This window comes from Pseudomonas putida group bacterium ESBL64 (assembly GCF_045277175.1).
Taxonomy (GTDB): domain Bacteria; phylum Pseudomonadota; class Gammaproteobacteria; order Pseudomonadales; family Pseudomonadaceae; genus Aquipseudomonas; species Aquipseudomonas alloputida.
Genome location: NZ_CP145799.1, coordinates 472,438 through 491,093, shown reverse-complemented (window position 1 = coordinate 491,093; position 18,656 = coordinate 472,438). Strand labels below are relative to the sequence as shown.

Below are 18,656 nucleotides of genomic sequence, written 5' to 3'. Positions count from 1 at the left end.
CCTATGCAGACAGTAGATCCGATCACCCTTGCGGTTGTCCGGGGTGCGCTGGAGACAGCGCAACGCGAAATGACCCTGACCCTGGAAAAGACCGGGCGCTCCAGTGTGTTCAACCTGGCACACGACTATTCCAACTCGCTGTTCGACCACTTGCCGGAAATGATCCTGCAGGGCCAGGACATTCCCATCCACCTGGGCTCGCTGATACCGGCCATGAAATGCGTGGCCGAGTTCTTCGGCGACGACATCGCCGAAGGCGACGTGATCTACCACAACGACCCCGCCTACAAGGGCAGCCATATTCTCGACTGCTGCATGTACAAACCGGTGTATTACCAGGGCGAGCTGGTGTTCTGGACCGTCTGCAAGGGCCACCTGACCGACATCGGCGGCCCGGTGCCGGCGGGCTACAACCCCGATGCCAAGGAGATCTATGCCGAAGGCCTGCGCATTCCACCGGTCAAGCTGTGGGAAAAGGGCAAGCGTCGTGAGGACGTGATCAACTTCATGCTCACCAACATGCGCGCCCGCCCCTATCAGGAAGGCGACCTCAATGCCCAGTATGGCGCCTGCAAGGTCGGCGAGCGGCACTTGCTGGAGCTGCTGGACAAGTACGGCGTGGCACAGGTGCGTGCCTGCATCGCCGAACTGAAGAACATGGCCGACCGACACATGCGGACGCTGTTGCGCGATGTGCCGGATGGTGACTACAGCGGCACCGCCGTGCTCGAAGATGCCGGCCACGGCCTGGGTGAACTGGCCATCACCGCCCATGTGCAGATCCGTGGCGACCAGGCCCATGTGCGCATCGAAAGCCCGCCGCAGGTGCCGTACTTCATCAATTCCTATGAGGGCAACTCGGTATCCGGGGTTTACCTGGGGCTGATGATGTTCGCCCAGGTGGCGCCGCCTTACAACGAAGGCCTGTATCGCTGCGTAACGGTCGATGTCGGCCCCAGGGGTACGCTGTGCAATGCCGAGGAACCCGCGCCTCACGTCAATTGCACCACCACGCCGATGGAAACCCTCGCCGATGCCGTGCGCACGGCACTGGAGCAGGCCTCGCCACAGCGGGTAACGGCCTCCTGGGGGCATACCAGCGGCATCAACATTGCCGGCCGCGACCCGCGCAACGGCAATAGCGAGTACGTGACGATGGTGCTGGCCTCGATCATTTCCGGTGCCGGTGCCAACAAGGTGATGGATGGCTGGCACGCCTGCGGCCCGCTGTGCTGCTTCGGGGCGCTGATGAGCGGTGACATCGAGCTGCTCGAACACGCTTATCCGGTGCTGATCCACCGCTACAGCCTGATGGCCGACAGTGGTGGCGCCGGTGAGTTACGCGGGGGTTCGGGCACCCGCCTGGAGATCGAGCCACTGGACCACGCCATGACCGTGGTCGGCTTCGGCGAGGGCCGCCAGTTGCCCACCGCTGGTGCCGCCGGGGCTCGCAATGCCCTGCTCGAGCCCAAACTGGGCCGGCTGATCCATCGCCATGCCGATGGCCGCGAAGACCACTACACGCAGAACCCCATGCTCACCCTGCAGCCCGGCGAACGCATCATCAACATCAACCCAGGGGGTGGTGGCTACGGCGACCCACTGCGCCGTCGGGTCGCAGCAGTACTGGAGGACGTGCGCAACGGCCTGGTCTCGCCACAAGGCGCAGCCCTGGAATATGGCGTGGTCCTCGATGCCGATGGCCAATTGGACGAAACAGCCACCCACCTTGCCCGCGCCCCGCGCTAACCGGAGAACACGCATGCGTAACCAATATCGCCTGGGCGTAGACGCCGGCGGCACTTTCACCGATTTCATCCTGGCCGATCGCGACGGCGGCGTGCAGCTGTTCAAGGCCCCCTCCACGCCGCAGGACGGCACCTTGGCCATTCGCGCTGGCCTGGCACAGATTGCTGACGCCACCGGGCGCAGCCCGGCCGAACTGATCGCCAACTGTGACCTGTGCATCAACGGCACCACCGTGGCCCTCAACGCGCTGATCGAGCGCACCGGGGTCAAGGTGGGCCTGCTGTGCACCGAGGGGCACGAGGACAGCCTGGAAATCCGCCTGGGCCACAAGGAAGAGGGCCACCGCTACGACGCCCACTACCCGCCGGCACACATGCTTGCCCCACGCCACCTGCGCCGCCCGATCGGTGGCCGAATCCTTGGCGATGGCCGTGAGCACAGCCCGCTGGACGAAGCCGCCATCCATGCCGCCATCGACTACTTCCGTGCCGAAGGCGTGCAGGCCGTGGCCATTTCCTTCCTGTGGTCGGTGCGCAACCCCAGCCACGAACAACGGGCCGCCGAACTGGTACGGGCTGCCCTGCCCGAGGTGTTCGTCTGCACCGGCTGCGAGGTGTTCCCGCAGATTCGCGAATACACCCGCACCTCCACCACCGTGGTCAACGCCTACCTCAGCCCGGTAATGGCACGTTACGTGGCGCGCATCGACAGCCTGTTTCAGGCACTTGGCGCACAGCAGCCAGTACGCTACTTCCAGTCCAATGGCGGGTTGGCGCCCGGGCACCTGATGCGTGAGCGCGCCGTCAACGCGATCAACTCCGGTCCGGCCTCAGCGCCACAAGCCGGGCTGGCGGTAGCGAGGCCGTTCGGGATCGACAACGTCATCACCGTGGACATGGGCGGCACCTCGTTCGACATCACCCTGACCAACGCCGGACGCACCAACTTCAGCAAGGACGTGGACTTCCTGCGCCAGCGCATCGGCGTGCCGATGATCCAGGTGGAGACCCTGGGTGCCGGCGGTGGCTCCATCGCCCACCTGGACGAGTTTGGCATGCTCCAGGTCGGACCGCGCAGCGCCGGCGCCATGCCTGGGCCGGTGTGCTACGGCAAGGGTGGCCGCGAACCCACGGTCACCGACGCCAACCTGGCACTTGGCTACCTGCCCGACGGCGCACTGCTGGGCGGCAGTATCCGCCTGAACCGCCAGGCCGCGCTGGACGCCATCCGGAGCACGATCGCCGAACCGTTGGGCATCAGTGTGGAACGCGCGGCATTCGGCATCACCACCCTGGTCAACCTGAACATGGTCAACGGCATCCGCCGCGTATCGATCGAGCGCGGTCACGACCCGCGTGACTTCGCCCTGATCGGCGCAGGCGGTGCGGCGGGCATGCACGTGGTGCGCCTGGCCGAAGAAATCGGCATGCACACCGTGCTGATCCCCAAGGTGGCCTCGGGCTTGTGTGCGTTCGGCCAGATCCTGTCCGACGTGCGCTACGACCAGCTCACCAGCCTGTCGATGCGACTGGACGCCGGGCACGTCGACCTGGCGCAACTCAACCAGACCCTCACCGCGCTGCGTGAGCAAGGCCTGGCCAACCTGCGCGAAGACGGTTTTGGCGACCAGGCCAGCAGCTGCCACTACACCCTGGAGATGCGCTACCTGGGGCAGATTCATGAGTGCAGTGTGGACCTGCAGCAGCACAGCCTGGACGAGGCAGGGCTGGCCGCGCTGGTCAGCCGCTTCCACAGCCGCCACCAGACCCTGTACTCGTACAGCGAACCCGACAGCCCGGTGGAGCTGGTGAACCTGGAGTGCTCGGTGATCGGCCACCTGCCACGCCCGCCGCAACCCGAGCTGCAGGGGCCGGCCGAGCCCCCCGCCCCCGCCGCGCAATCCGTCCGCCCGATGCTGTTCAGTGCCGACGGTGAATGGCAGCCCACACCGGTGTTCAACGGCAACCACCTGTTGCCAGGGCAGACCGTGCATGGCCCCTGTGTGATCGAGGAAGACACCACCAACATTGTCCTGCCACCCGGCTGGCAAGCTCGCCTGGAGCCTTCGGCCACCTACCGAGTGACACGCGGGGGTTGATCTTGCGGTCGGCGCGCGCCGATCATGGGCCTGACAACCGCCCGGCAGTTTTGCGCTGCCGGGCGGTTTTTACAATAACAAGAGCTGCTTGAGTAGCTTGCCTGCAGTTCCTTTTTTCAATGCTGCCCTCTTTGAAAAAGGACCCACCATGCCCACAGAACTCTCGACCCACGGCTGGCCACAGCCTGAACGCCAGGCACGCTGGGCCGAAGCCATCAGTGACACCTATTTCCCACTGAGCCTTGAATTTGCTGCCGGACAGCCATTCGATGGCCACCTGCAGCGCTGGAGTACGCCGAGCACGCCGCTCAGCCTGTCGCGCCTGCGGTCCAGCCAGCTGGGTTACTCGCGCAGCAACGCGCATATCGGCCAGGACCATGAAGCGTTCTACCTGGTGACCGTACCGCATGGCAGCGAGGTGCACTTCGAACAGGACGGCCACCAGATCAGTTGCAGCCCGGGCGGTTTCATCGTCGAGCGCGGCGATGCACCCTACCGCTTCCACTACGGCACGCAGAACGACTTGTGGGTGCTCAAGCTGCCCGAGCGTGCGCTCAAAGCCAACCTGCTGGGGCACAAGCGCTATACCCGGCATTGCTTCGATGCCCGTCAGGGCCTGGGGCGCATCTTCGTCGAGCAACTCGACCTGTGTGCCCGCCATTTCGACACCAGCCCCCCGGCAGCCCGGCATCTACTGCTGGAACAGGCCTCCGCCACCCTGCTGCTGGCCTTGCAACAGGATGAGCGCGTGCTGGGCAGCGAAGGCAGCAACCTCAGCACCCTGCACCTGACGCGGGTCGAGCAGTACGTGCAGCAAAACCTGGGTGACCCCGAGCTGTCGCCACAAACCATCGCCAGCGCCTGTGGGCTGTCGCTGCGTTATCTGCACAAGTTGTTCGCGATCACGCCCTACACCCTTGGCGAGTGGGTACGCCGTCAACGCCTGGAGGCCGTGCACCGGCAACTGCTTGACCCGCATTGCCACCTGGCGATCGGCGAACTGGCATTTCGCTGGGGCTTTGCCGATCAGGCGCAGTTCACCCGGGCATTTCGCCAGCAGTATGGGTGCACGGCGAGCGAGGTGCGGGCTACGCGTGCGCACTGATCACAACAACGGAAAATGGCCCGCTTCCACAGGGGCACCGTCGCGTTGGCTTGGCGGGCTCAATCCCCCGCCACCACATCCACCACTTTCCAGCTGTCGTCCGGGTCGAAGCGTTTCATCTCCTTCGCCAGCCTGTCGCCATGCGGCCCGAGGTCTTTCTCGAACACTTGGCCGTCATGGCTGATCATGAAGCTCATCACCCCGGTGTCGTCGTACCTGGCCGGCCAGGCGACCATGGCGAAGCCACGGCTCATCTGGTTGCCGATCAGGTAGCTGTAGGCACCGCCCGGGGCGGATGGGCCCTGTGCGTCCAGGATGCGGAAGTGGTAGCCATACCAGGCGTCACCGACCACATCCTGGCCGAACAGCGGGCCCAACGGGCTGACGTCACCGTCGCCATTGTCATCCCAATACAGCCCGTCATGCTTGCCCGGCTCGCTGAAAATCTTCTGTGCGTACTCCAGCGCACCATCTCCGTTGTGGTCCTGGGTGGCGTAGTCCATTTGCGCATCGTGATAGGCCAGCAGCGACTGCAGAACACCCAGCTCGTTGCGCCCGATGCGACGGGCGCGAATTTCGGCACTGCCCGCCTTGAGGTCGAAGCGCCAGCCCTGGCTGCTCCTGGTCAGCGGTATGGGCAAGGTCCAGTGACCGGTGCCCACCGCCAGGATGGCCTTGCCCTCGCCTGACATGTCGATGCTGTGCTGTGCGCGATACTGCTCGAGAAAGGTATCCACATCGCTGCGTTGCACACCACCGCGCGGTATATAGGTGCGCCAGTCATCGCCCAGCAACTGGGCCAGGCGGGCTTCATCAGGTTTTTCCTGGCCCAGCGCCGCGACAAAGGCTTCCACGGCCTTCTCCGGCGTTGGGAAGGCTTGCTGGGCGGCGGCCATGAACGACCAGGCCAAACCTGCCGTCAGCAGCAATGCAGCCAGTGTTGGGCGCTTCATCGACGGCCTCCTGCGCCGCGACGCGCGGGCGCACTGGGCCGGGAGATCGGGTGCCCGGCGGCACGAGACGCACCTGGCCGCTGAGCGAACGACTGGCTGGTATGGCCGCGGTTGGCCTGCACGCTGGTGCGCGACGGCGAGCGCACACCGTCGAAGGCATTGTTGCGGGCACGGCCTGCCGTATTGGCAGGACGGCTCTGCGCCGGCTGCCGCACCTGGCCGTCGCCCTGCCGGCGTTGATTGGCCAGGTTGCCGTTCTGCTGGCGGCCTTGATCATTGCGGGTTTCCTGCCGACGGTCAGTCGCCCGCGCGCCATCATCACGGGACGGCATGCGGTTGCCGTCAGGATTGCCTGCCTTGGCCTCGCGCATTTGCTCGCGGGCCTGACGGTTACTGGTAGCCGGCCGTTCGATACCTGCGCGGTCCATCGATACCCGGGCTTTGTCTCGGGCCTGGGCCCGTTGGGCGTCGTCGCCGCGGAACGCGGTGCGCTGAGTGGCACCGTCCAGCTGGCGGCCGTACTGCTGACGGCTGCGAGAATCGCGGTATGGCACCCCGTCGCGGTTGGCGGCATTGTGCTGCCATTTGTTCTGGTTGTTGGTGATGCGGTTGTTGACGTTGAGGTTGTTGTAGCGGTTGACGTCAATGTCGATGTCATTGTTGTCCCAGTCGCAATCGCCCCACAACGAGGCGACGATCGCCACGCCGGTACCGAAGGCCAGGCCGGCCACCAGCGCGGAACCGGGGTAGTACATGGGCGGCGGCGGGTAATACACCGGCGGCGAGGCCGGGTAGGCCCACGTACCATAGGTGGTGGTCGGGTTATAGCTGGGCACATACACCACTTGCGGGTCGGCCGGCGCGATGACGATGGTGGTGGGCGGGCTGCTGGCCGCTGCCCCTTGGGTGCTACTGCCGCTTGCGGCTGGCGCCGGTGCAGGTGCGGTCTGCACGGTGACGTGCTGGTACTGGCTGCTCTGCAGATTGCCGGCGGCCTGCGCCTGGTGGCGCAAACGCTGCACGCTGCCCATGACATCATCGGGCTGGGCGAGGAAAGCATCGCCCAGGCGCTGCACCCAGACCGGGTCCTGGCCAAGCGTTGCCAGCACCTGCGGGAAGGCCACCAGTGCCTGTACGCTAGGGTCCCAGGGCTGCTTGGCCACTTGCCTGACCGCATCGTCGCCGGTGGCCTTGGGGTTGGCCTTGGACCAGGTCACGGCTTCATTGACCTGCCCCGGGTAGGTTGACGCCATCAGCACCTGAGCCAGCAACTGATCAGGGTACAAGGCAATGGGGGCCAGCATCTGGTCCAGTTGCTCCTGGGAGAACACCGGGTCCTTGGCCACGGGCGTGGCAGCGGATGGCGCCGGATCCGGCGCGGGCACGTCTTCGGCCAGCACCAGGCCCGGGGCAGCGCTCAGGCAAAGCAGTGCCGACAGGACAGCAAACAATGGCATGCGCATCGCTTATCCCCACAAGGTCAGACCGCGTGGGTTAAGGGTAGCAATGGCAGTGCTTTTGACCAGACGAGGGGACGCTAACTTTTCGCGCTTCAACGGTGGGATGGTTGATGCATTTGAGTCTATAGGTGGGCTTCGCCGGAACCGTCGATAGTCACTATCGAGCGGGGCAATTTCTAACGAACGCTGTGGCCGCATAACCTAGCGCCATCCCCACGCTGCTTCCTAGACTGCCCTGGAGCTAACCAATGAATACCTTGGCCCGCCAGCTGTCCGCCACCCTTGTCGCTTTTGCCATCGCCGTGATCAGCGGCTGTGCCAGCCACCCTGAACTGCGCCCGTACACCGCCGAGGAAACTCGCCAGTTGCAACTGGAAGCCTTGCAGCGCCGCGGACTGTCGCTGGACAATTACGAGCAGCAACGGAGGGTGATCCTGCGTGCCGGTAACCTGCCTGTCGTGACGGAGGCCGCCGACGCTGAACGTTCGACCAAAGGCTGAACGGGCTAACCGGCGGTTCCCTCCCTCCACTTGCGCAGGTATCCTCTACCGCTCAACCGCAAGCCTTCCAGGACGGAGACCATGATCAGGCCCCTTCTGTTGCTGAGTGCTGCGCTGCTTTTAAGCCCCGCGTCGCAAGCCCAGCAGATGAAACGCCAACTGGGCGATTTCGACTTCACACTCGGCACCACCCCCTCACGCAGCATGGCGCAAGGGCTTATCTCACCCAGTGCCGTTGGCGCATTCCATGGCGGGCTAGACCTCAGCCACCCCAATGGCTGGTACCTGGGCCAGTACGCCCCAAGCATGGGCGTCACCCCTGACTCGACCCTGCGCCTGGACAGCTACCTGGGCTACAAGCACCATTTCGACAGCAGCCTGGGCTACGAGGTAGGGCTGATCCATTACAGTCAGCCCAATATCGCAGGCCCCGACAGCTACGCCCTGTATGGGGGGATTTCGGTGCTGGGCAGCCGCTTCGGCGGGGCGCTGCGCGACAACCCCGACAACCGCACGGGCACGCTGTTCGCCGACTTCGGCCATCTGCCGATGTTCGACGTCGACTTCACCGTCAAGCTCGCCCACCACCGCCTGGGCACGCCGTTCACCATTGGCGATGGCAGCCAGGTGAATACCTTTTCCGATTGGTCACTGGAGCTGTCGCGGCCCTGGCTGGGCATCGACCTGAACCTGATCTACAGCAACTCCAGCCTGAGTGGCGCGAGCTGCGATGCCTATTCGGGCATCAATACCTATTGCGACAGCGTGGTCACACTCAAGGCCCAGCGCAGCTTTTTTTAACGGCGCGGCGCCAGCGCCAGGGCAATGCCGCCCAACACCACCACACAGGCGATCAACAAGCGCAACGACACCGGTTCGCCAATCAGGGCAACCCCGCCCAGGGCGGCAATCACCGGCACACTCAGTTGCAGGGTCGCCGCCTGTTGCGCACTGATCTGCCTGACCACGCCATACCAAACGGCATAGCCTGCGCCAGAAGCCAGCACACCGGAACCCAAGGCATACAACAAGCCAAGTGGCGTGAGGTGCGGGCCGGCACCCAGCAACAGCATCGGTAGCAGCAGCACCAGGCACGGCAAGCTGCGGGCGAAATTGCCGGCAGTGTCGGCCAGCGGCCTGGGCGAGCCTTTGCCCAGTAGCGTATACACCCCCCAGGCCACACCGGACAGGGCCATCAGCAATGCACTGGCCAACGGCGGCGCGGACACGCCGGGCAACAGCAGCACCAGCAGGCCGGCAAAGGCAATCAGCATGCCCAGCAGCATGCGTACCGTGATGTGTTCGCCCCTGTACCACGCGAAGCCGAACATAGTGATCTGCACGGCACCGAACAGCAACAACGCCCCCACCCCTGCCCCCAGTTGCAGGTAAGCCGCAGAAAACAGGAACGCGTACAGGAACAGGGCCAAGCCGCCCCACCAACTGCCGCCCATGGTGTGCACCGGGCTGCGCAGGCGAATCAGCAACAGCAGAAACAGCGCGCCACTGGCCAGGCGGACCATGGTGAAGGACACCGGGTCGATGGCCCCGTCCTTCAGCGCCAGCCGGCAGAACACCGAGTTGGCGGCAAACGCCACCAGACTGAAAAGGGCAGGCCAAAGCCAGGCGCTGGTCTTGCGGTCAGTAAGCGTGGTCGTGCCTGTACTCATGGTGTGGTCACCTCTGAGTGGGATTGTTGTTATAGCGGCATTTAGTCAGGACCGGCACCGATATACAAGGAAGAATCCACCGTGGAGGATGGCACCGGCTACGCCGGTGTTCGCGGGTAAACCCGCGCCGGCTTTTCAGGTTTTGGGCAAGACGGCGGCTACTGCTTCGATCTCCACCAGCATGCCGTCCAGCGCCAGCCGGGGCACCGGTATCAGCGTGCAGGTCGGTTTCATGTGCGCCCCCCAGGCCCTGTCGGCCTCGGCCACCCATTGGTGCAGGCGCGCTTCGGAGTGCTCGACAATCAGCAGGGTCAGCTTGAACACCTGGGCCAGGCTTGCACCTTTCGACGCCAGGGCCCGCTCCAGGTTGGCCAATGCCTGCCGGGCCTGATCGGCGAACACGGGTGACAACTGGCCCTGGCTATCCTCCCCACCCTGACCGGCGATGAACAGCAGACGGCTGTCAGCGCGCACTTCGGCGACATGGGAGTAGGCGTTGCCACTGGGGTCGTAGAGGCCTTCGGGGTTGCTTAGCTGGAATGCGCTTGATGGGGTCACGACAAGCCTTTGCTCGGTTGGAAGAGCGTCGGAGTATCGGACCTTAAGTTAACTCGAGGTCAAGCCTGAAGTAGGACATTTCGTACAAGGCATCGTCATGTTGGAACCAAGCGTGTGTTTGCGCAGCGGCTGTCAGGCCTTAGATTGCAAAGCCCGGCATGGAGGCCTTTAACCAACAAGGAAAAACCGATGAGCAAATTTGATTTTCAGCTGGCCTATACCATCAAGCCGCACAGCGCTCCACGCGATGAAACCGATGCGGCACAGGCACGTCTGCACCTGCGGGAAAAGCTCGGCCTGGACACCGTCGAGCACATTGAAACCACGCTGCTTGGCATGATCACGCTCAATGGCACCACCCTCGCTGACCGCAAGCGGGAAGCTGAAAAGCTGGTCCGCGATTACATCCATGACGCGCTCAAGGAACTGCGCGTACTGTCCACCGTGAAGTTCTACGGCTGCCTGATGGTGGACGGGCTGGGGCCAGCCATGCGTTTCGACATCCTGCCCAAATGACCCTCGACGGCCTCAGGCGCCCCCGCGCCCGAGGCCGCAAACCGTCATTTTTCCTGCAGCACCGCCCTGCCCTTCACCGCCCGCGGCCCGCGCCAGGCCCAGAACAGCAAACCGGGGAAGGGTGCGTAGACCACGAAGACGATCCACAGCATCTTGCGCTCGGCGCGCCGTTCACTGCCGATGATGTGCCAGATGGCCCAGATCTCCAGCAGAATGACCAAGGCTGCGATGATGATCCAGATCGTACCGATTTCCATGAGCGCTCTCCCAATGGCATGTATTGGGTTGGGTTGCTGCAAGCGCTGAGGGTTCAGATTGATTTGACTCACCGCGCCTCTTTGCAGGCGCGGCGAAAAGGCCTTATTGCCGTGGTGCATTCTCCAGCGCAGCCTTCAACGCCGCTGCATCGGTGAACGCCCGCTGGTTGACCAGCACGCCCTGCTGCAGTTGTAACCACTGCACCTGGCCCTCCTGCCCGGGGTAACGGCTGGCCACTCGCCCATCACGGTCGAGCAGCACCCGGTAGCTGTAATCGCGCATGGCCGGGACTGCGAAGAGTTTGCTGATCAGCGCAGGCATGCGCTGAATGTCGGCCACGAATACAGCCGCGCGTGCTTCCAGGTAGCCCTTGGGCTGCTCGGCCAGTGCCGCCTTGACCAGCTTGGCACCGTCCATATCGCGCGCCACCAGCAGTATCTGCGTGTCGGCAGCAAGGCTGTAGGCCTGGTCGTACTGGTCGAGCAGTGTGAACGGGGCAAGCTTGTCGCCCTGCTCCAGGGCGTTGGCCAGCAACGGCAACAGGCTGAGCATCACTACAGCGGCATATCTCATCAGGGGCATCCTCAATGACGGGAGGTCAGCATAGCGGTAAAGCGCCAGGACAGGCAGGTTTGCCTGAACACGACCTGTAATACGACACAGCCACCGGGGAGATTGTCTTTCCTCCGGGCACCGTCCACACTCTGCGGGCCAGCCAGGAAGCGGAGTTCAGAGTGCCCACGCCACGCCAGTTCAGCCAAAAGACCAGCACCAGCAACATGCTACGGCTCAAAACAAGCAGCGCCAATGCCCAGGCGCCCTATCGGGTCGACTTTATCCTGCTCGAACACTTCTCGATGGCCAGTTTCACGGTGGCCATGGACGTACTGGTCACGGCCAACCTGCTACGTGCCGACAGCTTCCGGTTCACCCCGCTGTCGCTGGACGGCGACCGGGTGCTCAGCGACCTGGGGCTGGAACTGGTGGCCACCGAGCTGTCCGCCGCGGCGCTGAAGGAGCTGGACCTGTTGGTGGTCTGTGGCGGCTTGCGCACACCACTCAAGTACCCGGAACTCGATCGCCTGCTGGACGATTGCGCGGCCCACGGCATGGCCTTGGGCGGCTTGTGGAACGGCGCCTGGTTCCTTGGCCGTGCCGGGGTGCTGGACGACTACGGTTGCAGCATCCACCCCGAGCAACGTGCCAGCCTGTCGGAGCGCAGCCCGCAAACCCGCATCACCCCGGCCAGCTTTACCCTCGACCGTGACCGCCTCAGCGCCGCCAGCCCCAATGGCGCCATGGAGCTGATGCTGGGCCTGGTACGCCGGCTGTATGGTGATGGCCTGGCCGAAGGTGTCGAGGAAATCCTGTCATTCTCCGGTGCGCGCTACCGCCAGGTGGGTCCTGGGGCGAAGAAGTCCATGAGCCTGCACCTGCGCACCATTGTCGAGCTGATGGAGAACAACCTCGAGGAAACCCTCAGCCTCGACCAGTTGGCCGCCTACAGCGGGCGCTCGCGGCGGCAGATCGACCGCCTGTTCCAGGCCCAGCTGGGCACGTCGCCCCGGCGCTATTACATGGAGCTGCGCATCACCAAGAGCCGCCGGCTGCTGCAGTATTCCGACCTGTCGGTGATGGAAGTGGCAGTGGCCTGCGGGTTTGTCTCGGTGTCGCACTTCAGCAAGTGCTATGCGGCGTATTTCGGCTACCCGCCGTCGCGCGAGCAACGGCTGGGCGAGTGACCGAGGCCCTTTGAGCCAGCCCAGGCGCTCGAGCAATCTCAGGTACGAGGCTCGAGCTGGATATACCGCAACACCGCATCACAGATCATGGCTTTGTGGCGCAGCTTTATTTGCTCATCAGACAGGTCGATCTGGAAGATCTCGCCAAAGGTATGGCGGTTCGACACCCGGTAGAAGCAGAACGAGCTCATCAGCATGTGCAGGTCGATGACCTCGATGCCGGCGCGGAACACGCCTTCCTGAACGCCACGGCGCAGGGTGTTGCCCAGGGCCTCCAGCACCAGGCTGCTCATTTCGCGAATGGCCGGCGACTGCTTGACGTACTCGCCATAGTGGATGTTTTCGGTGCAGATGATGCGCACGAAATCGACGTTGCGGTCATGGTGATCGAAGGTGAACTCCACCAGCCGGCGGATCGCCTGCTCAGCCGGTAACGACTCCAGGTCCAGGCTCTGTTCGGTCTTGCGGATATCCCCGTACAACTTCACCAGGCACTCGCAATACAGCTGCTCCTTGCTGCCGAAGTAGTAGTAGATCATGCGCTTGGAAGTGGCGGTGCGTTCGGCGATGGCGTCGACGCGGGCGCCGGCCAGCCCTTGCTGAACGAACTCGTTGATGGCGGCCTGGAGGATGTCCTCGCGTGTTTTCTCAGGGTTGTTCTTGCGCGTTTTGCGCACCCCTTCGGTTTCAGGCTGGCCGAGGCCGACTACGGAATCACTCATACCCACTCACAGGCTGTTTATTGGAATGCCGGGATTATCCGTTAGCGCGGCCATGCAGGGAAGCACGCTGTTGGTCGGGTAGCCATGATGCCTTGGGCTCAAGCAGCGCGGTCAGCCTGCAGGCACTGATCATCAGCCAGGCGCACAGTCAGTTACGCTGGGCAGTCGCGGGCGCCGGCGCGGGCGTCAGGCGCAGCACGCGGTTACGCCCACCTTCAGCGAGCAGATAACCCCCGATACCATCGGCGATGATCGCCTGGGGAGCCTTGAGGAAAGTCAGCACCGTTTGCTGGCTGCCATCGGCATCGATGCGCAGCAGGCGCGCACGGTGTGTGTTGTCCTCGCTGATCCATAGGCCACGTTGATCACAATACAAGAATGTAGGGTTACGCAAACCGTCGACCACCACCGGGTCGCTGCCATCGTCGGACAGGGAGCGGACCCTGCCATTGGCCTTTTCGGTGTACAGCAGGCGGCCGTCGCTGCAGCGGGTCAGGCCTTCGGTTTCGGTCAGGCCGGACCGCAGTACATCCAGCTGCCCGCTGCTCCAGTCATAGCGCATCAGGCGACCATTGCCCTTGCGGTCTTCGATGGCATAAAGATAGTTGCCTTCGTTCCAGAGGCCTTGCACGCTCTCGCCGTCGAACAGCTGGGTGACCTGGCCATCGCGGGACAGGCTGACAGGTGCCAGGCCACCTTCCTGGCTGAACACCCAGCCGCCCTGCGCCGCGACCATACCGTCGGGCTTGGACAGGTTATCGATCAGCACGACGCGCTCGCCCGTAGCCGTGATCTTGAGGATGCTGCCCCGGCCGTCATCCAGTTCACGGCTGACCAGCAGGCTGCCATCCGTTTGCGGTAACAGCGAGGCGGCTTTGGTTACGTCGCGATGCAACACCTCAACATCCCAGCCGGTAGCGGCCTGAACCGGGTAGAAACTCTGCCACGCGAAGAAGCCCAAGGTGGCCGCGAGCAGGCCGGAGGTAGCAGTCAAGGCGATGCGGGCGCTGCGCTTGCGCAGGATGTGCGGCATGAAGGGGCTCCTCGGAATCGTTGCGGATCCTAGCAAGCGAATGTGAAAAAAATGTCGAAAGCTGCACAAACGGGTGCTGCAGGACCCGCCGATCTCAGCCCATGGCGCCTCCAACAACGATAGGCACCCCGCTACTAAAAACAAAAGGATATAAAAATAACTAAACAATCTAACAAACTGGAATATATAAATTGAAAGCCAAACGCCACCTCCTTAGTCTGGGCAGATCGCCTCTCACCCGATTCAAGGAGCAATGCCCATGCCCAAACATGCCTTCTCCCCATTACGCCGTCTGCTGATCGGCGGTTTACTGGCCAGCGTCGCCAGCGCCCTGCTGCCCTGGTCCGAAGCCATTGCCGACGACGCCAGGACACTGCGCATCGGCTACCAGAAATTCAACAGCATCAACATCCTCAAAGGCAGCGGCGCCCTGGAGAAGGCCCTGGCACCGCAAGGTGTGAAGGTCAGCTGGCATGAGTTCGCCGCAGGCCCCCAGCTACTGGAGGCACTGAGCACCGGCGCCATCGACCTCGGCCACGCAGCCGATGCCCCCTCGGTGTTCGCCCAGGCCGCCGGCAAGCCTGTGGTCTACCTGGCCGCCGAACAACCCTACCCACGCGGCATTGGCCTGGTCGTGCGCGAGCAGGACCACCTGGCCAGTGTGCAGGACCTGAAAGGCAAGCGCGTGGCCACCGGCCGCGGCTGGAATGCCCAATACCTGTTGGCCGTAGCCCTGCAGCAGGCTGGCCTCAGTTACAAGGACATTACCCCCGCCTACGTCAACAATGCCGCCGATGCCGTGGCCGCCCTGCAATCGGGCAGTGTGCAGGCCGTGACCCTGTGGGACCCGTTCCTCGCCGCCGCAGAAAGCCAGCCAGGGTTGAAAAACCTGCGCGACGGCAGCGGCCTGTCCAACAACCGCACCTTCTACCTGTCCACCGCCAGCTATGCCGACCAGCACCGTGCACTGCTGAAAACCTTCTTTGCCGAGCTGGGCAAGGTCAGCCAGTGGGCCAACGCCAAGCCCGCCGAAGTGGCCGCGCTGCTGGCACCGCAGCTGGGGATCAGCACCCAGGTGCTGGAAGTGGCCAGCGAACGGCGCAACTACAACGCCGTCGCTATCACCCCGCAGATCGTTGCCGAACAACAGAAGCTGGCGGACACCTTCCAGGGCCTGGGCCTGATTCCACGCAAGCTACAGGTGGCCGAAGCGGTCTACCCGGCTTCCGTGTTGCCTTGAACGGAGCGCGCTGACCATGCCTCGCCCGATCCGCTTCAACGCCTTCAGCATGAACGCTGCCAGCCACCAGTCCCCTGGGCTGTGGCGCCATCCGCGCAACACCAGTGTGGCGTTCAACCGCCTGAGTTACTGGACCGACCTGGCCCGCCTGCTCGAACGCGGCCTGTTCGACGCCCTGTTCATCGCCGATGTGCTGGGTATCTACGACGTCTATCAAGGCAGCCCGCAAGCCGCCCTGCGCGGTGGCGTGCAGGTGCCGGTCAATGATCCGCTGCTGCTGGTGCCGGCGATGGCCGGGGCGACCGAGCACCTGGGTTTTGGTGTCACCTTTTCGCTGACCTACGAACACCCCTACCCCTTCGCCCGGCGCATGTCCACGCTCGACCACCTGAGCAATGGCCGGGTCGGCTGGAACATCGTCACCGGGTATCTGGACAGCGCTGCGCGCAACCTCGGCCTGGCGCATCAACTGGGCCACGACCAACGCTATGACCTGGCCGAGGAATACCTGCAGGTGCTGTACAAGCTGTGGGAGAAAAGCTGGGACGACGACGCTGTGCTGCTGGAGCGTGAAAGCGGGCGCTATATCGAACCCTCGCGGGTACACCCGATCAACCATGTGGGCGAGCACTTCCAGGTGCCCGGCATGCACCTGTGCCAGCCGTCGCCGCAACGCACCCCGGTGTTGTTCCAGGCCGGTGCGTCGGCACGCGGCCAGCAGTTTGCCGCACGGCATGCCGAATGCGTGTTTATCAGCGGGCCGACGCCGACGGTGCTGCGCCGCTACGCCGACGGCATCCGCCAGGCCTGCGAAGCGGCCGGGCGTGGCCGTGACGAAGTGCTGATCTACGCCCAGGCGCTGTTGATTGTCGCCCCCACGCGGGAAGAAGCCGAGGCCCGCTTTAACGACTATCGCCGCTATGTCGACCTGGACGCTGCCCTGGCGCTGCTGTCAGGCTGGACCGGTATCGACTTCGCCGGCCTCGACCCCGATGCACCGATCGAGTACGTCGAGAACGATGCTGGCCGTGCTGCCCTGGCAGCCTTTACCGCCGCCGACCCCACTCGCCGCTGGACCGTACGCGAAGCCGCCGAGTTCGTTGGCCTCGGCGGTCGCGGCCCCGTGCTGATCGGCGCTGCCAGCGAGGTGGCCGACCAGCTGGAAACCTGGCTGGACCATACCGGCATCGACGGTTTCAACCTGACCTACGCCGTGCAACCGGACGACCTGGCCAATGTAGTCGACCTGCTGGTGCCCGAGCTGCAACGGCGCGGCCGCTACCCGCTGAGCTACACCAAGGGCCCCCTGCGCCACAAGCTGTTCGGCCGCGGCGGCCAGCTGCCCGAACGGCACGTTGGGCGCCAGGTCAGCATTCAGCGATCAAATACCGGGTATTCCAACATTTAATTTGTGGATGCCACGCACTCGACCCTATTCTGTGGCCACATCCCCTGCGCCGCACCGGCCGGTGCGGTTCAAGGCATGGGGAGAGAACAACAAGTCGAGATCGTCCATGTCGAACCATTCGTACTTCGCCCCCCACGGTGGGCACCCGGCTCAAACCGAGCTGCTGACTGACCGTGCCATGTTCACCGAAGCCTATGCCGTCATCCCTAAAGGCGTGATGCGTGACATCGTCACCAGCCACCTGCCCTTTTGGGACAAGATGCGCATGTGGGTCATCGCCCGCCCGCTGACCGGTTTTGCCGAAACGTTCTCCCAGTACATCGTCGAACTGGCCCCGGAAGGCGGCAGCGAGCGCCCTGAGCTGGACGCCGATGCGGAAGCCGTGGTGTTCATCGTCGAAGGCGAACTGGACATCACCGTCGAAGGCAAACACCACACCCTGGTACCTGGCGGCTACGCCTTCCTGGCCCCGGGCGCCGAGTGGAGCCTGCGTAACAACAGCAAGTCCAACGTCACCTTCCACTGGCTGCGCAAGCACTACCAGAAGGTTGAAGGCCTGGACGTGCCGGAATCCTTCGTCACCCACCGCGACAACGCCACCGTCATCGAGATGCCGGGCACCGAAGGCCGCTGGAAAACCACCCGCTTTGTCGACATGGCCGACATGCGCCACGACATGCACGTGAACATCGTCACCTTCCAGCCCGGCGGTGTGATTCCGTTCGCAGAAACCCACGTGATGGAACACGGCCTGTACGTGCTGGAAGGCAAGGCAGTGTACCGTCTGAACCAGGACTGGGTCGAAGTGGAAGCCGGCGACTTCATGTGGCTGCGTGCCTTCTGCCCGCAAGCCTGCTACGCCGGCGGCCCAGGCAACTTCAGCTACCTGCTGTACAAGGACGTGAACCGTCACGTACACCTGACGCTGAACCCTAAGCGCTAAGCCCAGGCTGATGCCCGCAAGCCCGCCAACCTGGCGGGCTTTCTGTTTGCCGCGCATACTGAAATACCCACCCCTGCAGGGTACCGGCCATGAACCGCTGCCTGCTGCTCGCGGCCTTGCTGCTGTGCGCCTCTGCCCTGGCCACCGATGACTGGCACCTGGCCTACGACCGCGAAGGCATTCGCGTGTACCTGAAAGATGCAGGCGACTCGCCCTACCAGCAATTTCGTGGTGTCAGCACCATGAAAGCCAGCCTGCGCACGCTCACTGACCTGCAGGATAACCTGCGGGTGGCCTGCAAGTGGCTGTACGCCTGTGACCAGATGCGGCTGCTGGATGTGGAGGGTGACAACACCTGGGTGTACCTGACCACTCAGCTGCCTTGGCCGGCGAGGCCACGGGACATTGTGCTTAAAGTGACCAGCGAACGCCTGGTCGACGGTACCCTGGTGCGCCACCTGAGCGCCGATCCCGATAGGATCCCCAGGGTTGACGGCCTGATCCGGGTAGAGCACCTGAGTGGCGTGTGGCAGATGAGACCGCTGGGTGACCGCGTGACCGAGGTGACCTACCAGTTGCAGGCCGCCCCTGCCGGGGATGTGCCGGGGTGGCTGGCCAACCGGTTTGTAGTGGATACACCGGTGGTGACGTTGCGTACGTTGCGAGCGGTGGCTGAGCGCCAACCTTGAAGTGCCGCCAGG

At 63.9% G+C, this 18,656-nt stretch carries 19 protein-coding genes; 11 read left to right on the top strand and 8 right to left on the bottom strand.

The window, feature by feature from the left end:
• Window positions 1-3: 3 nt before the first annotated feature.
• From V6093_RS02175 to V6093_RS02165, 3 genes are all read left to right on the top strand, one after another.
• Window positions 4-1,749 carry a hydantoinase B/oxoprolinase family protein gene (locus tag V6093_RS02175; RefSeq protein WP_033725242.1) on the top strand — a complete coding sequence of 582 codons (1,746 nt, stop codon included), beginning with the start codon at window positions 4-6 and terminating at the stop codon, window positions 1,747-1,749.
• A 13-nt stretch (window positions 1,750-1,762) separates the two neighbouring features.
• A complete protein-coding gene (locus V6093_RS02170) occupies window positions 1,763-3,847 on the top strand; it encodes a hydantoinase/oxoprolinase family protein (protein ID WP_047603837.1) in 2,085 nt (694 codons plus the stop codon).
• Window positions 3,848-3,995: 148 nt separating this feature from the next.
• Window positions 3,996-4,952 (top strand): helix-turn-helix domain-containing protein, encoded by a 957-nt coding sequence (locus V6093_RS02165; RefSeq protein WP_003247896.1) that lies wholly within the window; start codon window positions 3,996-3,998, stop codon window positions 4,950-4,952.
• 59 nt (window positions 4,953-5,011) lie between these two features.
• On the opposite strand, the gene V6093_RS02160 is transcribed toward V6093_RS02165, so the two are convergent.
• Window positions 5,012-5,905 (bottom strand): DUF2950 domain-containing protein, encoded by an 894-nt coding sequence (locus tag V6093_RS02160; protein ID WP_047603839.1) that lies wholly within the window; start codon window positions 5,903-5,905, stop codon window positions 5,012-5,014.
• Window positions 5,902-7,368, bottom strand: a complete 1,467-nt coding sequence (locus V6093_RS02155) for a DUF3300 domain-containing protein (RefSeq protein ID WP_047603841.1) — start codon at window positions 7,366-7,368, stop codon at window positions 5,902-5,904. Before V6093_RS02155 ends, V6093_RS02160 begins: the two co-directional genes overlap by 4 nt.
• Before the next feature lie 245 nt (window positions 7,369-7,613).
• On the opposite strand from V6093_RS02155, the gene V6093_RS02150 reads away from it, so the two are divergent.
• Both V6093_RS02150 and V6093_RS02145 read left to right on the top strand, forming a co-directional pair.
• Window positions 7,614-7,865, top strand: a complete 252-nt coding sequence (locus V6093_RS02150) for a hypothetical protein (protein ID WP_012052127.1) — start codon at window positions 7,614-7,616, stop codon at window positions 7,863-7,865.
• Window positions 7,866-7,946: 81 nt separating this feature from the next.
• Window positions 7,947-8,666: a TorF family putative porin gene (locus tag V6093_RS02145; protein WP_003247889.1), complete on the top strand. Its 720-nt coding sequence runs from the start codon at window positions 7,947-7,949 to the stop codon at window positions 8,664-8,666.
• Here V6093_RS02145 and V6093_RS02140 read toward each other — a convergent pair.
• Together V6093_RS02140 and V6093_RS02135 are read right to left on the bottom strand one after the other, a co-directional pair.
• Window positions 8,663-9,535 carry a DMT family transporter gene (locus tag V6093_RS02140; RefSeq protein ID WP_108078117.1) on the bottom strand — a complete coding sequence of 291 codons (873 nt, stop codon included), beginning with the start codon at window positions 9,533-9,535 and terminating at the stop codon, window positions 8,663-8,665. The genes V6093_RS02145 and V6093_RS02140 overlap by 4 nt on opposite strands.
• 135 nt (window positions 9,536-9,670) lie before the next feature.
• The gene (locus V6093_RS02135) at window positions 9,671-10,093 is read right to left on the bottom strand and encodes a RidA family protein (RefSeq protein ID WP_060538469.1); all 423 of its coding nucleotides are present in this window, start codon (window positions 10,091-10,093) and stop codon (window positions 9,671-9,673) included.
• 189 nt (window positions 10,094-10,282) lie between these two features.
• Between V6093_RS02135 and V6093_RS02130 the strand changes: the two genes are divergently transcribed.
• Window positions 10,283-10,609, top strand: a complete 327-nt coding sequence (locus V6093_RS02130) for a hypothetical protein (protein WP_003247879.1) — start codon at window positions 10,283-10,285, stop codon at window positions 10,607-10,609.
• Window positions 10,610-10,653: 44 nt separating this feature from the next.
• Here the strand turns inward: V6093_RS02130 and V6093_RS02125 are convergent, their stop codons facing one another.
• Window positions 10,654-10,866, bottom strand: coding sequence for a PLDc N-terminal domain-containing protein (locus V6093_RS02125; protein ID WP_003247877.1), 213 nt, complete (start codon window positions 10,864-10,866; stop codon window positions 10,654-10,656).
• A gap of 103 nt (window positions 10,867-10,969) precedes the next feature.
• Complete coding sequence (locus tag V6093_RS02120; protein WP_047603848.1) at window positions 10,970-11,440, bottom strand: hypothetical protein; 471 nt, start codon at window positions 11,438-11,440, stop codon at window positions 10,970-10,972.
• 161 nt (window positions 11,441-11,601) lie between these two features.
• On the opposite strand from V6093_RS02120, the gene V6093_RS02115 reads away from it, so the two are divergent.
• A complete protein-coding gene (locus V6093_RS02115) occupies window positions 11,602-12,609 on the top strand; it encodes a GlxA family transcriptional regulator (RefSeq protein WP_004577025.1) in 1,008 nt (335 codons plus the stop codon).
• Window positions 12,610-12,647: 38 nt separating this feature from the next.
• Here the strand turns inward: V6093_RS02115 and V6093_RS02110 are convergent, their stop codons facing one another.
• Together V6093_RS02110 and V6093_RS02105 are read right to left on the bottom strand one after the other, a co-directional pair.
• On the bottom strand, window positions 12,648-13,331 hold the full coding sequence (locus tag V6093_RS02110; RefSeq protein ID WP_004577026.1) for a TetR/AcrR family transcriptional regulator: 684 nt from the start codon (window positions 13,329-13,331) through the stop codon (window positions 12,648-12,650).
• A 148-nt stretch (window positions 13,332-13,479) separates the two neighbouring features.
• Window positions 13,480-14,364, bottom strand: coding sequence for a hypothetical protein (locus V6093_RS02105; RefSeq protein ID WP_064493374.1), 885 nt, complete (start codon window positions 14,362-14,364; stop codon window positions 13,480-13,482).
• 259 nt (window positions 14,365-14,623) lie between these two features.
• On the opposite strand from V6093_RS02105, the gene V6093_RS02100 reads away from it, so the two are divergent.
• From V6093_RS02100 to V6093_RS02085, 4 genes are all read left to right on the top strand, one after another.
• A complete protein-coding gene (locus tag V6093_RS02100; RefSeq protein ID WP_012052120.1) occupies window positions 14,624-15,604 on the top strand; it encodes an aliphatic sulfonate ABC transporter substrate-binding protein in 981 nt (326 codons plus the stop codon).
• Between the two features lie 16 nt (window positions 15,605-15,620).
• Window positions 15,621-17,012 carry an LLM class flavin-dependent oxidoreductase gene (locus tag V6093_RS02095; protein WP_406669688.1) on the top strand — a complete coding sequence of 464 codons (1,392 nt, stop codon included), beginning with the start codon at window positions 15,621-15,623 and terminating at the stop codon, window positions 17,010-17,012.
• 106 nt (window positions 17,013-17,118) lie between these two features.
• Window positions 17,119-17,955, top strand: a complete 837-nt coding sequence (locus V6093_RS02090) for a bifunctional allantoicase/(S)-ureidoglycine aminohydrolase (RefSeq protein ID WP_003247865.1) — start codon at window positions 17,119-17,121, stop codon at window positions 17,953-17,955.
• An 89-nt stretch (window positions 17,956-18,044) separates the two neighbouring features.
• Window positions 18,045-18,644 carry an START domain-containing protein gene (locus V6093_RS02085; protein ID WP_012052118.1) on the top strand — a complete coding sequence of 200 codons (600 nt, stop codon included), beginning with the start codon at window positions 18,045-18,047 and terminating at the stop codon, window positions 18,642-18,644.
• Window positions 18,645-18,656: the final 12 nt, after the last annotated feature.